Here is a 15,707-nt window from a genome sequence, read left to right on the forward strand (position 1 = left end):
CTTGAGGCAATACACAATATCATTCCCATAAGTTGTAGGCATTATCCAAAATCAGTCTGGAAAACATCTGCGTAAGCATTATTACAGGTATAGATATTCAGCACATACCGCCTTGATGTCCTGATCCACTTGGCTGGTACAGAGATAAACCTGAAGACAAACGCTTTTATGCGACTTGTTGCATTGAGTCCGAACTTCTTTACGTCAAGTCTTTGAATAATGGCCTTGTAAAAGTTACGGATAAGTGCTGTAAGAAGAAGGAACACCGTGTTCTCTGCCATGAAGGATCTGGGCAATCTGTTCCACCCGAAACCATTGTTCATATCATCGAAGATACGTTCCTTTCCTCCACGAAGGTTATAGAACTCGACAATTTCTCTTACGGAAGAATCATAGTCGTTAGTCAGAATACAACGGTATGTGTATTCTCCTTCCCAAAAATCCTGCACACCATCCATCCGTTTCTGTCTTTGAATCACAAGTCGATATGCCTTACCTTTCCACTTCTCAACAAGGATGGAGTTCAATTCAAACTCAATGCCATTGATTTCCTCTGTTTTCCAGCCTTTGAGAGCAAAGGTGTCATTGTAGATCGAACTGCATCGGTTAGCACGGATATAGAAGGACTTGCAGTGTTTTTCTATTTCCTCCACGATTTCCTCGGAACATGATCCACAATCAGCCCTGAAGCGATTGATAGTGAGCCCATTCTGCTCAAATCTCTCAAAGAACCTCTTCAGCGTGTCCTTCTGATGGAAACGAACATTTGTGTTACCATCGCTATTCTCTATACCGACTATCAAATCGCCAATAACCGCCACGCCAGGGCGATAACCAAGGAACTTCTTGTATGTAGGCTTTGCATCATACTTCTCTGTCTCTATGAACTGATGGTCGAAATAAACATCATACATCTCACCCTCTTTCAGTTGGCCAGAAGCAAATATACAATTGAGCAATAAAGTATTGAGAGTGTCAGCCGTATTGAAATCGTAGGTCTTGCCCATATCTGATGTGTATGAAATGTTTTCTTGCGTCAACTCCTTTATCGCTCTGAGGATAGTATCAGAGCTACAAGTGCGAAGTGTCGGATGAAGCGAGAGGTGGTTCATCAAATGAGTAGTGACATCCTCAATACATGAACCGCCACAGAAGTAGATACTCATAAGAGAACGGATGATTTCGCTGTACTGATAACCGAACAATCTACACCTTAGACCGAGGGTTGAGTCGATTACAGATGATAATGTGGAGTCAAATTGCTCCATGATTGAAAATAATCCCCCAAAAGGAGTGAGTCTCTCAGATTTAATTTGTATCTTCGCCATGTCTATCGTCGGATTCTCTTGTTTTTTTTGCAACACTAAGATAAGTGAAAATTCTGACATGGCAAAATCCTGAGCGACTTTTTGTTGCTCAGGTACTTAAAAAGTTTAATTTATAATAGTGTTGCGGAATTAAGGTAAATTAGAAATTTATTATATACATTTGTGCTTGGGTGCTGGTTTTGTTCGTCACCTGATATTGTAATAAACCATTTAATAAGTTTCCAGATATATGAATTATAGTCTTCCATTCTTTCGTTTGTCCGCAGTTCTTACATTTGTTTTTAATGCATTCATAATGAAAGCAGAAGCCCCTGATACGGTATTGCTTCCCCATGTTATTCAATATTGCATTTCTCATGAAGACCTTATAAACAATCGTTGGTCGGAGCTTCAGGTGGACGAACCTGCCTTTGTAAAAGATGCGAATGGTGAAAAAAAGGCGACCACGGAGCTATATTTTTTATTACAAAAGAAGTCTGTAAGAAAGGAAATTGGGAAAAAGGCGCTTGCTGTTAAATGCGATAGTACGTTTATGCTTAATTTACGGTCTCTTCGTATTGGTTTGGTAGGAGCTATGGGGCGTGATTTTGCACGGGCATATCCTTTAAAAGACGGGCGATACGTCATAACTTACTATGACGTGTCAAAAATGGGAGGGGCTTCCAGCATGGGTGTTATGGGAGGACTCATGGGGGCGACAATGATGTTGGCGGCTACTGAGAACATTCGCAGTAATTACGTTTGTTATCTTTTCACACCGGGGGTAAACAAAGTCGTGAGGATAAAGAATGATGTGTTGAAAGAGCTTCTTGTGGGGCATGATGATTTGTTTGATGAATACAGTAAAATCGACAGATATGAACGCAACTTTGAGGGCATAATTTTGCCATTACTAAAACGAGCTAATCTTTTTCGGTAAAATCCCAAACAGATGTAGGGCTAATGACTGTTTGTCGTTACCAATAGCCTCTGATGAGCTATGCTGTTAGTGTTTGATAATTGAACCGGTTTTTATGTTTTTACAAATAGTTAAAATTCCTTAATTGTTTGACGAAAAATGAAAAGTCAAACAGAAGTTTAAATAAATTAACAAATGGGAACCTTGATAATCAGTCGGTTACTCTTCCTAAGAACAAAGAACAAGAACAAGAGAAAAGAAAGACGACGATAGAAAGAAACTGAAAGCGTCGCCGCCGTCGTCGTCATTTTTTCTCAAGATGGTTTTTTATTTCCGTCGCCGTCGCCGGTTTATTTTTAGGGCGTAAAGTGCGTTGTTGGTCAGCCGGTTTGCAAAATAAATTGGAAAGGACTTGCAATCGCTTGCAAAATTTTGTATCTTTGCATAGGACAGGATAGAAAAACACATTCATGGGCTCGCATGCTATTTCACTTGGGAGAAGCGGTATAAGGCTTGGGTAAATTTGAATGTCGGGGCAAGCAAGACAATATGGCCTATATTGGCGTGCAAAATGGCTGGAACAACGGCGCAAAATGGGTGAAATAACGGCACAATATGGGTGAGGTTGCAAGTCAATATGGCCGGGATTGCGAGTAGGGACGCACGGCCCGTGCGTCCGTTCAAGGTGAAGGGAGACTTAAATGCATGGTAGTTTGAACGGACGCACGAGCCGTGCGTCCCTACATGCACATAAGCAATCAACTATTCACTCGTTTACTCGCTAACGGTCAACTGAAACAAGGAGCGGACGCACGAACCGCACGTCCCTACATGCACATAAGCAATCAACTTGTTCACCCGTTTACTTGCTAACGGTCAACTGAAACAAGAAGCGGACGCACGAACCGTGCGTCCCTACATGCATATAAGCAATCAACTTGTTCACCCGTTTACTCGCTAACTGTCAACTGAAACAAGGAGCGTACGAACGAACCACAAGTCCCTACATGCATTCGAGCCGTGTGTCCTATCAGTCATTTCACAGTGCAATATGGGCAGCTTTGGCAAGGCCCGGAAGGAGAGGAGCGCGTCACTCCACCTTGTACACGACGGCAGAGAAGCCATCGAGCCGTAGTTCGTCACCCGTGTTAGCTTGTTTCACGGCTGTCTTTCCCGTTTCGAGCAGCTTGTGCAATGTCCCTGTGTGCGGAATGACAGCCTTCGTTTTGAACCGTGCGGGGTTGATAGCGACGACAATGGTTTCGCCTTGGTTGGAACGTTGATACACAAGCGGGTAGTTCTGTCCGTCTTTGTTCAGCAATGTCCACTCGCCATTGCCACGAAGTGCCGCCTGTTGGTGGCGCAAAGCGGTCAGTCGGCGCGTGTAATGAAGCAGCGAAGCAGGGTCTTTCAGCTGTGCTTCCACCGTGATGCGTCCGTTTTCGGTATCGACGGGCAGGTAAAGTTGCGCGGGCGTGCAAGAAGAAAAGCCTGCCGTTTCGCCCTTTGTCCATTGCATGGGTGTGCGTGTGCCGGCTCGGTTGTTGCTTCCTTCCTTATTAGGCAAGTCCATTTGATACTTCATTCCGATTTCGTCGCCATAATAAATAAAGGGAACCCCGGGCATGGTCAAGAAGAAGGTCATGGCCACTTTCAGCTGTTCGGGGGTGTTGCGCGTACCGATATTGGGGCGTTGGAAATCGTGATTGGCCGTGGGCAGGGCGATATAGCCCAACGATTTGGTGGCGTTATAAGCGTGTCCGTAGTTCTCGGTGAACTCCTTCGGGCTACCTTTGCCGTCGCGGTCGAAATAGCAGAAGCGGTATTCTTTCTCATTCTCGGGCTTATAACCACGCTTTCCCCACGGCGTATCGCGCGAAAAGAACAGCGAGCCATAGCCCTTGAGGCCAAACTGCATCATAAAATCGACATTGAAACCTGCGGGAATGGCCTGTTCGGGATTGCTCCATTCAGAGATGAACACACAGTGCGGATAATGCTTGTCCTTCCACGCACGCATCTCGTTCCACAGTTTCGATACCGCCTTCTTTCCTTTATCGTTCTTAATCAAGGAAGAAGCCATGTCTACCCTGAAGCCGTCTATACCCTTGTCGAACCAAAAGGCGATGATGTTCTTCAGTTCTCTTCGCACTGCCTGCGGACCGGGTGCATCAACGGGCTGTTCCCAAGGATGAGCCGGGTCGGGATTGGCGAAACCGTAATTGAGTGCAGGCTGGCATTCAAAGAAGTTCTTTTCATAATACTTTCCACGGGGCGCATTGGCTTCGACATAACGCCCGTAAGTGCTGGACGCGGGATTTGCTGCTTGATGGCGCACAACAATCTTTTGCTGCTCTTTCGGGCTGATGCTGTCCGTCCAAATGTAATAGTCGGCATAGCGACTGTTGCGGTCGCCCGTGGAACAGTCCCTGAACCAAGGCGATTTATCACTCGTGTGGCCTGCAACAAGGTCAAGACACACCTTTATTCCACGGCGATGGGCCTCGTCTATCAGCTTAACCATATCGGTGTTGGTGCCAAAGCGCGGGTCGATTTTGTAAAAGTCAATCACGTCATAACCGCCATCGAACCAGCCCGACTCAAACACCGGGTTCAGCCAAATGGCCGTGATGCCGAGCGATTTAATATAATCGAGCTTCGAAACGATGCCCGGAAGGTCGCCTATGCCATTGCCATCGGAGTCCATATATGAGCTGGGATAAATCTGATAAAAGATGGCATTGTCCAGCCATTGCGGATTGTTTGCCACTTGTGCATGGACTGCAAAGGACATGAAAGAGGCCAATGCCGCCGCGATGATAGTTTTTTTGTTCATGTGTTAAGTGTTGTTTGTCGTAAGAAATTATTTAGGATGGTTTGCGGTTTTGGTATAGACGTTCCCGTAAGGGTCGGTTGCCCGCACGCTGATTTGCTTCCATGACTGGCTCTTTGGATAATATACGAACATATGATCGTTGTTCTCCTCAGGTTCGGCCGACGGCCGTTTCTCCCAACTGTTGCTATATTGTAAGGTTCTCACGGCTTCGGGGTCGAGCCATTTGGCGTTATTGGTCAGGGGTGTCCATGCACCATCGTCTTCTTTCAGCTCTACGGTCCAGTCGGTGTGCCAGTTGAATACGTTTACCAATACCCTTTCCATGTCGGTTACCAAGGGACGGGCGTCAAACGGCGTTTTGATCGGCTCGTTGACACGCCCCCATCGGAAGGTGGCATCTCCGGGAACATAGACCTCTATCTGATAATTTCGGTCGGTATCACTGCCCATATAATACTCGTTCGTCAGTTCGTTGCCTTCGAATTCCAGTACGGCAAAGCCGCGCGGACTACCATCATTGCAGATTTTCCCATTCCAAAAGGCACCCATCACAGCCCCAAACGTGGTCTCGCGTATGTTGGGTGCGATGGTGGTGGTGAAGTTGTTGTGGGTGTGTCCCGAAAGGATTTCGACCCGATGGTAGTCTTTCACCAAGTCGTATAAGGCCTTGTTGTTAGACACATGCGTTCCCGATGTCCTGCGCGAAGTGGGGATATGTACGCCAATGAGGATAGACTTATCCTTATCCACGTAGGCCAAATCCTTTTTAAGCCAGTCGAGTTGCTGTTGTGTAATGGTGCCACTGTAATCATTTCGGCCATGAACACCGCTGTAAAGTATGTCATCGAGGGCCACAATATGCCAATCGCCGATGTTGCACGAATAATAAGTAGGGCCGAGAGCATCGCGATATTCCTTGTCCGACTCGGTGTCGTTCTTCACCTTTTCGTTGTGGTCGTGGTTGCCTATGACTGAAAACGTGGGGACTCCCGTGCGGGTTACCTGCTCGATATAGGTGGGGTAAAGCGCCGGAACATTCCAAACAATGTCGCCCAAAGATATGCCATACACCGGACCGGACAGCGATTGGGCATACGAACTGATATTGCCCATCACCTCTTCGCGCAGTCGGCGTACGTCTTCAGCATCGCCTATTTGCACGTCGGCAAGAGTCAAGAGTTTGAATTTGGACAGCTTCGGACGCGCTTTCAAGTCGAAATTCATCTGAATGACAGCGTCGGTGAAGGTCAATGTCTTGTAAATTTTTGGCATTTTGTTCTCTACAGGTATCTCACAATCGGCTGGAACAGACACGAACACATGCTGCCTACCCACGGAACGCATTTGATATTCGCCCTTTTCGTCGGTGACAACAACATTCACTCCATCGCTCACAACAACGCCCGAACGAGGTTTTCCGTCAACAGTGACATAGCCCACAACGTTCATACCGGGTTTATGACGAATGGTCAATTCACTGTTTTCCAATCCGGAACGCACTGCCACATTATTGTCTGCACACGAGAAGAGTCCCAATAGCAGCAGGATGGCATATATATATCTTATATTCTTGTACATAGGTCAATGATATGATGAATAATTATACTGAGGTTCCCGTTTAGTATCCGGGATTCTGTTTCAACTTCTTGTTTGCTACAAAGGCCTCGGCCGGAAGAGGAAACAAGTTTTTGGTAGCATCTGAAGCGGTATGCGCCCACCAGTCTTCGGTAGACCAAAGCCCCAAGCGTATAAGGTCGGTACGCCTTCTGCCCTCGCCCAAGAACTCTATCATCCACTCGTCTGCCAAACGATAGGCATCAAAGTCATCGGGGACGGGATTGGGGTCGATATTATGATTGAAATTGCGTTTGCGAACGGTGTTAATCAGTTGGGCTGCTTCGGCTTTTTTACCGGTTCGCCAATAGCATTCAGCCAGCATGTAATAGATTTCCGTAAGGCGGATAACAGGGCAATCGGGATTCCAAAGCAGGTCGATGTCCGTTTGGTTTGGAATAGGTGCTTTTACCAATCTGATGCCCGAATCTTCTGACCCGGCAAGCATGTCGGAATGCGTTCCCTTCACGTTGATGTAGTCGTGGAAAATCAAAGGCTGTCCCGATTTGTCGGTCACGCCCACCACATGCTGTCCTGTTTGCGGATTGGTCTGGTCACCTACGCAAAACATTCCGCGATAACGTTTACCTCCTAAGTAGACATAAGGTTGCTTACGCAGGTCGGCATCGTTGAATTTCTCGTAAGTGTTACCCAACTTCCAGCGTGTGTACACTCCCGAATGGGCGTTCTCGCGCGATGGTGTCAGACAGAAACCGTTGAAGCAAGACGCAGGGAATGACACGTTGAAGTAGACTCGTGAATTACCATGGTAGAAGTAGCGGTAATACCAATTCCACTCCACCTTCGAGTTCTCTGAAGGTACGTTCCAAATGGCTTCGGGCGATTTATCGTTATCAAAGCCGTGTGGTCCATACCAAGTGTTGTCTAATGCGTATGTGCCGTAAGTTCCTGCAAGCAAGTCCTTACAAATTTTCGCACAAGCCTCGAAGTGCTCTTCACCTATGTAGCTTTTGGCGTTGAAATATAGCTGGGCCAGCATCGCAGCTGCAGCACCTTGCTTGATGTAACCATCTTGGCTTTGATTTAGCGATGTTCGCTTAGTGAGGTGCGGAATGGCCTTTTGCAGAAGTTGCTCTATATATTCGAAGGTTTGCTTGGCCGTCGAGCGCCCCACAACGCCATCGTTCACCGAGCGATAAATGGGCATTCCTCCAAAGTAGTCGAGTCCGCGCATGTAGAAATAAGCGATGATGGCATTAAGCTGATTGAGCTGGTCTTGTTTTGCCTGTTCGTTCATACCGATAGCCGTGTAGTTTACTGCGCTAAGGTCCTCATAGGCCTCGAGTGCACGGGCTATTCCACCCACAGTTCCATTATAGGTGTTGGTGATGAAACGGTCGGTTGGTGCCCACGTATGTTCTTGTAAACGAATGTATTCTCCGTTATTGTAGAAATCACTGCCACGAGTCGGGCACGTCATTTCATCAGATGTCAACTCCTGCAGATACCATCTGTCGGCCCCTATATACCATTTCCAGTGCGTAAAGGGGCGAGAAAGGATGGCGTATGTATTCTCTGGGCGCGTGATAAAGGTATCCGGAGTCACGCTGGAATAGAATTTCTCGCTCAGGTCGCATGCGCTGAGCAAGGAAGAGCAGATGATGATAAGGATACTTTTTGCTTTCATATTCGATATATAAAAAGAAGTTAGAATGTTAACTGCATGCCAAGCGTGCAATGAATGGTTTGCGGATAGGTGGTGTACGAACTACGTACGTATTCAAAACCAGGGAAAAGACCGTTGATGTTCACCTCCGGATTGTAGCCGTTATAGTTGGTGAAGCAAGCCACATCGCGCAATGTGAGATAAAAACGCGCACGCGATACATACTTATTAAATTTCGAAGCTTTGAGCGTATAGCCCAAAGTGATGGCATCAATCTTTAAGAACGTACCGTCTGAGAGGAAATAGTCTGACGTAATACGTGTGTCGTTGATTTCCTTATTGTCAGTGTAGGCTATGCGCAGCACGTTATCAGACGATGCACTCTTTAATCCATGATAGAGATTGAGCTGACTAAACACGTCGAACTTTATCCACGAACGCAACGATATTCCAAAATCGAAAGCACCATAAGTAAAATTATTGTCCCAAGAGAGTATCAATTTCGGAATGGCATTGCCCACATAATGCTTGTTGACATCAACCAGATTATTCACGCCACCATTGCGTGCCGGAACCACATTACCGTCTTTGTCGTAGATAAGCCACTTCCCGTTTGCATCCAAACCGGCATATTTGAAGAGCCAAAACTGGCCTATCCGCGCATTGTTCACTATCTTTGAGGCATAGCCCATCGACTGCGGGAAAGCATCGCCATAGAGATAAGACTCCGAGTCGCCAAGGTTCTTAATCCTCGTGGTGTTATGTGATGCACGGATTGTTGATGTCCAATTGAACTTTTTACCGACAAACACATTGCCGGAGAGTTCGGCTTCCCAGCCCGTATTGATGAGCGTGCCTACGTTTTTCATAATCGTTGGATAGACCATTGGCGGCATCGATGCGGGAACTTCAAAGAGCATGTCATCAACACGACGATGATAGTAATCGAATTTTCCGTAGATGCGATTGCCAAACAGAGAGAAATCGAGTCCCACGTCAAACTCTTTCTTTTCTTCCCATTTCAGATCGGGGTTGATGTTACGTGTAGAACCGTAGCCCGGTTGCCATATCCCGTTTGTGGGCCATAGGTCATTACTCTTATAAGTACGGACAGTATAGCCGTTTCCAAAGTCATTATTGCCCGTCACACCATAACCAACCCTTAGCTTTAAGTCGTTTATAAATGCTATATTTTGCATGAATTTCTCCTTGCTGATGCGCCAACCGGCCGACACAGACCAGAAGTTTCCCCATCTGTTATTCTTGCCAAACCTCGAACTTCCTTCACGTCGATAGCTCAGGGTTGCCATATAAAGGTCGTTATAACCATAATTGGCACGACCGAAGAACGACAGCAATCGCTCGCGAGGTTGCTTATGCGACCCCATACTTGCATAGCCATCGCTGAGATCAGTACCGGCACTCATATCCCAAGGACCAATACCGTCGACCGTGAAGTTAGCGTTACTCATACTGAAGCTCTCACCGTTCGTTTCATAAAAGCTCCATCCTAATACACCGTCAACACGATGTGTGTTGTTGAACTCATGAATATACGAAGCATAGCTTTCGAAGGTTTTGTTCCACGTTTTAGAAAAAGAATGATCGGCCTTGCCACGCTTATTCGAAGTGATACTCCAGAGATGGTCTTGTGAATAATAGTTATAACTTTGGTATTCGCGCTGGTCTATGGCCATTGTTCCTTGCACAGAAAGACCTTCAAGGAGGTTAATCTTAAGGGTTGCATCGCCCAACAGCCACTTGTCTGTTCCCTTATAGTCTTGCAATTCTATATCGGCAACAGGATTCCATGTCGTACCGGAGAAACCAAGAGTGTTGACATTGTACTTCGTAGGACGATTAGGATCCATCAAAGGTATCGTCGGATTAAGCATAAGGGCTTCTTGAAAAGAGTTAGAACTGTTACGTCTGTCACGGTCGGTTTGCCGTACTTGTAACTTCATTGTCAGTTCGGCTTTACCATCAAACAACCGGTATCGACCGTTCAATCGTGCCGAATAATCGGTGCGGCCATCACCAATCACAATGCCTTTCATGTCTTGATACATCAGTGAAGAATAGAGTTGCAATGCCTTGTTGCCACCACTTGCAGTCAAAGTATGTCGTTGCGAGAAAGGTGTATCACGTGTAAGCGACTTATACCAATCGGTATCGTAGCCATAGTCTTGCCCCAGACCATACTCTATATACTCTTTAGACGACAGCATATCAAGATGCTTGCGCACGCCTTCTACCGACAATTCACTATTGTATGTTACCTTCACCTTGCCTTCTTGGGCTTGCTTCGTGGTGACGAGTATCACACCAGCTGCAGCGCGCGTACCATAAATGGCACCTGCCGAAGCATCTTTCAATACATCGATTGATTCAACATCTTCTTGATTAATGGCCCGAAGGTCTCCGCCAGGAATACCGTCAATAATCACCAACGGACCTTTCCCTGCATTGACCGAAGCTACGCCACGTAACTGATAACCATTGGAGGCATTCGGACTGGCACTGCCCGATATGGTGAGTCCGGACACTTTCCCTTGCAAGGCTGTGGCAATGGTAGAGCCGCCTAAACCCGAGATAAGGTTATCTCCTTTGATGGATGTGATAGAAGAAGTAACGCGTTTCTTCTCCATGGTACCATAACCCACCACAACAACATCCTTCAACATCTTGGCATCTTCCACCAATATCACCTTGAACGAACGCTTTTTCTCAACTTTAAACGTTTGGGATGCAAAGCCGACATAACTTACTTGAAACTTGCCTTTATCGTCTATTTCCATACTGAAAAGGCCGTCTACGTTGGTTGTAACACCATTTGTCGTGCCCATTTCCACAACCGACGCACCCATGATAGGCTCTCCTTTCTCGTCGGTCACGGTCCCAGAGACTTTCACGCGGTCGGCAAATGCATTTATAGATAACAGGCATAGCCACACGATACATATTATTTTATGGAGGCTCACCGTTTGAATTGTTTTATATTTTGCCATAGTTTTCTTATCCATTTATGTTTACGCGAGTCAGTTTGATGTTATCCAAGAACCAACGGTGATAGCCCGAAGTCTTCCATTGCGTAGAACGAATGATTATTTTCGTATTTGCCGTGACTCCTTTGATAGTCACTTTGTGGCTATTCCATTGCCAATTCTTCGTTTTATCAGCATTGTTTATGGGTGCGAACGCAGCACTCAACAAGGGCGTTTCGCCACCAACGACCCTACCGTCGCCTTCTATCTCTACGGTAACGGTAACGTTATCGGTACCGTTTTTAGCAATATCGAAAGACAGTTCTACGTTTGCCATCTTGCCCGTTGCTATCGAAGAAAGCGGATTATGGAGCATAACGCCCGTCTGATTATTCTTTCTGCCCATCTTGATATATCCATCGGCTGCATACAAACAATTACCAGCCGGGTTAACATCATTGAGCTTTTTCTCGAATTCGGCTTTTACCGCAGTGAACTCCGCCCCATGAACAGGAATGGTCTTAGACTGAGAGCCGTTCACGCTTCCCACTTGGTCTTGACATAAATTGGGATATAACAGAGCCACTTGATGTGCCCAATCGAAACTTTCCTGAAAGTAAACATGTCCCACAGGCTTATCGTCGGGTTGCAACCCTTGTTCTCCGTCTTGCGACAATGCAATGGTTTCCTCCACACCATGTGCCGAGACCAATATCACTTCGCCATTACGCGGCTTCCCTGAATTGGCAGTTGCCGTTATGCGCATTACCGTATTCCCTGCCAGACCCTGCGTGGGCGAACAGGTAATCCACGTTGGCTTCGCTTTCACCGTCCATGCTTCCACTGCCAAAATGTTGATAACAGGTTGCATGCCATCAATGGTTGTGATGCCTGCTTTTGCCAATTGCAACGACGTTGCAGAAAGCTTCAAAGCCTCAGCTCCCTGCGTAACCCGCACCTTCTGCGATATCTCGCCGGCCTGAATCACAATCGTAGCCGTGCGTTGTGCCTTGGTCAAGTTAGCTTCTACGGTGAGTGTAATCTCCGCTTCGCCTGCTTCGCCCTCCATTATTGATGGAGTTATCCAGCGTTCTTGCTCTGTTAGCACCATCTTCCATGGATAATTGCTTTTCAGTTTCAACACGGGCGACACACCCTTATCGGTCAGCCCCAAAATGTTTAACGAAAATTCTTGGGGCGTTAGCTGCAGGTTCTCCTTCAGACGATGCTGGAATACCGAAACTTGTGCGGGCTTGCCGTTGGCTAATTCCAATTCAATGTAGCCCACTCTGTCATGTCCGGTTAGGTTCTTGGTCCCGGTAACGCTAATCGTTATACGCCCCCTACTGCCTTGGGCATGACTGACCTGCACCCAATCGGGCTTCGAAACGATTTGCCAATTGTCGTTGGCTCCCAATTCGAACATACCCGGTTGCCCTGCCTTTGTCAAACCATCGTACTGCAATTCGATATCGCTTTCTGAAGCCGAGATGAATGCATCCATATTCGTTTCAGACGAACAACCCGACCATACGCTAACCAACAGAGCCAAGCAACCATGCAATATGGCGTATTTTATATGCTGTGTTTTCTTCATTTGGTGTTCTAATTTAAGCTTTACTTTTTGAATTCTTTCAATTTTATGTCGTCAAGAAACCAACGGCAATATTTGTTTTTACCACCTCCTGCCGTATGAATGGCAAGCCGTGTCGTCGCACTGAGCCCATAGACTTTCACTTCCATTGGGTTCCAAGCCCACGTGTTGTTGGGATACATCACTTCACTACACTTCACATTGGGGTCGTCGGCCGAAAGAGAGCCTGCACCTTCCGTTATTTCCACGACGAGAGGAACGATATCCGGGCCACCGCCATCGGAACAAGTGGCAAACGTGAGTGAGGCATTGGCCGTATCGGTCATGGATAAGGCCGGTAGAACGACACCACTGTCATAATATCCGTTCGAATTGAAGTGAATGTAATGTGCATAAGCGCTGATGCAATTCTTTGCCACATTCCAATCGGTTAATCCTGTGGCGGCCCATACGGCTTTCAGCTTTTCATCGGTTACACTTGTACGATTGCTATTGCCTGCCCCGGCCGCAACGGGGTCGGAGTTAGGTTTCGCAAAGGGCTTGGCCCAGTCGAAGTTCTCTGAATAAAAGGTACGCAACTTGGCTTCCTCGGCCGGATCTTGAAGGGTCTGCCTCACCATAACCGTTTCTTGTAATCCATGACTTTCTACTGTGAAGTTCCCAACACGAATGCTGTTGCTCTGATTTTCATCGGCCACAATGGTCACAATGGCCCATCCTGCACCTTGCGGCTTGTCTACACGCAACCACGTTTGGTTACTCGTGATGCCATAACCCTTGTTGGCCGTCACTTGAAAGGTGGCTTGACTGCCATCGGCAAGTGTTCCGGTCTTGTCTATCTCTATTACTGCAGGCGTAACTTTAAGCCTTGGCACGGCTTCGTCGGCCTTATCGTCCATGCTACAAGCAATGATGGACAAGCCACACAACAATAACACACCCTGTCGTGCAAGTGTAGACACATGACGTGTTGGACTTGAACACACAAAGGCTACCTTTTTCGTTTTCCAGTTTTTCATCTCATTATTTTTAGGTTTTAAACGATCAATAGCTTGTTTGCCGCTTCATATCCGAAAGCGACATACAAAGATGGTAAAAAAACAGCGGTCTTAAAACCCCTTATCCATAAAAAGTAAACACATAACGATGCTGAAAAGCAACAACCCTTTTATATTCAAGCTTTTATAAAAAGCCATCATTGTTAAAAATATAAATGCCATATAAATGCCAACCGGGGCAATTTGGCCTACATCCTACCTATTTCTCGCAGGCGTTGTGCAAACAATTCCTTATCAATAAGCGTAGCAGCACGAAACCTTGCGCGGTAATTATAGATGGTATGGATAGAGCAATGCAAGAACTCGGCTATCTTTCTGCTGTCGTCAATGCCCAATCGTATGAGTGCAAATATGCGCAGTTCGGTTGTCAATCGGTCTTTGTCTTTTCTGAAAACACGGGCTTCGGGCACGAGCATCGCATTGAACTCGTCGATAAAACGAGGGAAAAGTGAAAGGAAAGTGGCGTCGAACTGAGCATAAAGTTCGTTCAGTTCGCGGGTTTTAAGCTCGGTTGTCCGGGTTTGTTCGTACAGTTCTTTCTGTTTACCGTTCTTCAATTGGCGGTTCACCTCCTGCCGGAACTTATCCAACTTGTTCACATATGTGTTGCAACTATTCAGGAAACGGCCGATATACTCCTCTTTAATGCGATTGGCATCGTTCAGACTTTGGTTGGCAGTTTGCAGGCTTGCATTGAGCTGATGTAGCCGTTTTTTTTGCCGATAAAGATAGAAAAACAGCAAAAGAAGCAATAAGAACAACACGCCCATGGCACATAATGCCATGCTGAGGTAGGTGTTAGACCTTCGTATCTGCTGCTGATAGTTGCTGTCGATCATTGACAAGAGGGGCGAAAAGGTCCACGTTCGTCTACGAGTGTTGAAGTGTTTGTTGCATTGCCATGCAAAATGTACGTATCGAAACGACCGCTCTTTTTCGCCTTTCTTTTGCAGATAACGCGACAAGAACAGCAACGAGGCTTGGTCCATCACACCATTGCGCACATCAATAATGGCCGACTTGATGAGGCACGGGATGGCTTCGGCCTCGCGATGGGTTTGATGGTATATCTGATAACGGTAGAAATAAACGATGGCAACCTGATGCGAGCTTGCAGGTATGGCCTTCAACCAAGCGTTGTTCAGGCGCAGTGCCCGTGCAAAGTCGCCCGCTCCGATAGCCATTTTCTCTTCAGTCATTCGGTAATCATCGTCGTTTGGTGTTCCGTATGCAAACAACGCGTCGCGATGGCTGTGTGCCTTTTCGGAATAAATCCGTTTAGTATCGGCCAAATTCGAATGGTTTGCCATCTCTTCGTAGGCAAAATAGCAGGCTTTGTGGTAGTGATAGCGTTCTTTGGGCGTGCGAACCGATAGCGGAGGTATATCGTTGAGCAACGTAATGGCCTCTGCATAATAGCCCACACGGGCGCAACACTCGGCGATAAGTTCGTTACACAGACTTGCACGGGCTATGTCTCCGCCCTTCGAAGCAATAGCCATACATCGCCTGAGATAATGAATGGCCGAGTCGTTCTGATAGGCCTTGTTCTCTGCGTACAGTGCAAAGGCTGCTGCATACTGCTGTTCGGGGCGTCGTGCCCGATGATATGCGTCGCGCAGCCGCTGCAACTTGCGTTCTTTGGCAGCGACAACAGAAGGCGACTCGGCTATGGCTTGGTCGAGTTCGCGATACAATTGCGAAAGATTGTCTGCCCTTCCGCCCGCGCAAAGGGCAAGAAGCAGCAGCATAAAGAATATTCTATACG

The 15,707-nt window shown here is 46.8% G+C and carries 9 protein-coding genes; 1 reads left to right on the forward strand and 8 read right to left on the reverse strand.

All coding sequences use genetic code 11. The features are described 5' to 3' along the window. Positions 1 to 41 precede the first annotated feature (41 nt). A complete protein-coding gene (locus tag H164_RS0111110) occupies positions 42 to 1,328 on the reverse strand; it encodes an IS1380-like element ISBf12 family transposase (RefSeq protein WP_026356349.1) in 1,287 nt (428 codons plus the stop codon). A gap of 295 nt (positions 1,329 to 1,623) precedes the next feature. On the opposite strand from H164_RS0111110, the gene H164_RS0111115 reads away from it, so the two are divergent. Continuing rightward, complete coding sequence (locus H164_RS0111115; RefSeq protein WP_238315257.1) at positions 1,624 to 2,247, forward strand: DUF6563 family protein; 624 nt, start codon at positions 1,624 to 1,626, stop codon at positions 2,245 to 2,247. A gap of 1,069 nt (positions 2,248 to 3,316) precedes the next feature. Here the strand turns inward: H164_RS0111115 and H164_RS0111125 are convergent. The 7 genes from H164_RS0111125 to H164_RS0111155 form a co-directional block, all read right to left on the reverse strand. Further along, positions 3,317 to 5,062: an alpha-amylase family glycosyl hydrolase gene (locus H164_RS0111125; protein WP_019968687.1), complete on the reverse strand. Its 1,746-nt coding sequence runs from the start codon at positions 5,060 to 5,062 to the stop codon at positions 3,317 to 3,319. Positions 5,063 to 5,089: 27 nt separating this feature from the next. Continuing rightward, positions 5,090 to 6,640: a calcineurin-like phosphoesterase C-terminal domain-containing protein gene (locus H164_RS0111130; RefSeq protein ID WP_019968688.1), complete on the reverse strand. Its 1,551-nt coding sequence runs from the start codon at positions 6,638 to 6,640 to the stop codon at positions 5,090 to 5,092. Positions 6,641 to 6,680: 40 nt separating this feature from the next. Next, positions 6,681 to 8,324 carry a RagB/SusD family nutrient uptake outer membrane protein gene (locus H164_RS0111135; protein WP_019968689.1) on the reverse strand — a complete coding sequence of 548 codons (1,644 nt, stop codon included), beginning with the start codon at positions 8,322 to 8,324 and terminating at the stop codon, positions 6,681 to 6,683. 20 nt (positions 8,325 to 8,344) lie between these two features. Then, positions 8,345 to 11,326 carry a SusC/RagA family TonB-linked outer membrane protein gene (locus H164_RS0111140; RefSeq protein ID WP_019968690.1) on the reverse strand — a complete coding sequence of 994 codons (2,982 nt, stop codon included), beginning with the start codon at positions 11,324 to 11,326 and terminating at the stop codon, positions 8,345 to 8,347. Continuing rightward, positions 11,319 to 12,791 carry a BACON domain-containing protein gene (locus H164_RS0111145; protein WP_019968691.1) on the reverse strand — a complete coding sequence of 491 codons (1,473 nt, stop codon included), beginning with the start codon at positions 12,789 to 12,791 and terminating at the stop codon, positions 11,319 to 11,321. The genes H164_RS0111140 and H164_RS0111145 overlap by 8 nt, the downstream gene beginning before the upstream one ends. 113 nt (positions 12,792 to 12,904) lie before the next feature. Continuing rightward, complete coding sequence (locus H164_RS0111150) at positions 12,905 to 13,900, reverse strand: BACON domain-containing protein (RefSeq protein ID WP_036873038.1); 996 nt, start codon at positions 13,898 to 13,900, stop codon at positions 12,905 to 12,907. Between the two features lie 227 nt (positions 13,901 to 14,127). Next, positions 14,128 to 15,690: a DUF6377 domain-containing protein gene (locus tag H164_RS0111155; protein ID WP_154652154.1), complete on the reverse strand. Its 1,563-nt coding sequence runs from the start codon at positions 15,688 to 15,690 to the stop codon at positions 14,128 to 14,130. Positions 15,691 to 15,707 lie beyond the last annotated feature (17 nt).

This window comes from Segatella maculosa DSM 19339 = JCM 15638 (genome assembly GCF_000382385.1).
Taxonomy (GTDB): domain Bacteria; phylum Bacteroidota; class Bacteroidia; order Bacteroidales; family Bacteroidaceae; genus Prevotella; species Prevotella maculosa.

What these genes read in the sequence shown, in the direction of transcription:
- H164_RS0111125 (WP_019968687.1), bottom strand. Translation starts at nt 5,062, where the DNA reads ATGAACAAAAAAACTATCATCGCGGCGGCATTGGCCTCTTTCATGTCC.
- H164_RS0111150 (WP_036873038.1), bottom strand. Translation starts at nt 13,900, where the DNA reads ATGAAAAACTGGAAAACGAAAAAGGTAGCCTTTGTGTGTTCAAGTCCA.
- H164_RS0111115 (WP_238315257.1), top strand. Translation starts at nt 1,624, where the DNA reads ATGAAAGCAGAAGCCCCTGATACGGTATTGCTTCCCCATGTTATTCAA.
- H164_RS0111110 (WP_026356349.1), bottom strand. Translation starts at nt 1,328, where the DNA reads ATGGCGAAGATACAAATTAAATCTGAGAGACTCACTCCTTTTGGGGGA.
- H164_RS0111155 (WP_154652154.1), bottom strand. Translation starts at nt 15,690, where the DNA reads ATGCTGCTGCTTCTTGCCCTTTGCGCGGGCGGAAGGGCAGACAATCTT.
- H164_RS0111140 (WP_019968690.1), bottom strand. Translation starts at nt 11,326, where the DNA reads ATGGATAAGAAAACTATGGCAAAATATAAAACAATTCAAACGGTGAGC.
- H164_RS0111145 (WP_019968691.1), bottom strand. Translation starts at nt 12,791, where the DNA reads ATGGATGCATTCATCTCGGCTTCAGAAAGCGATATCGAATTGCAGTAC.
- H164_RS0111130 (WP_019968688.1), bottom strand. Translation starts at nt 6,640, where the DNA reads ATGTACAAGAATATAAGATATATATATGCCATCCTGCTGCTATTGGGA.
- H164_RS0111135 (WP_019968689.1), bottom strand. Translation starts at nt 8,324, where the DNA reads ATGAAAGCAAAAAGTATCCTTATCATCATCTGCTCTTCCTTGCTCAGC.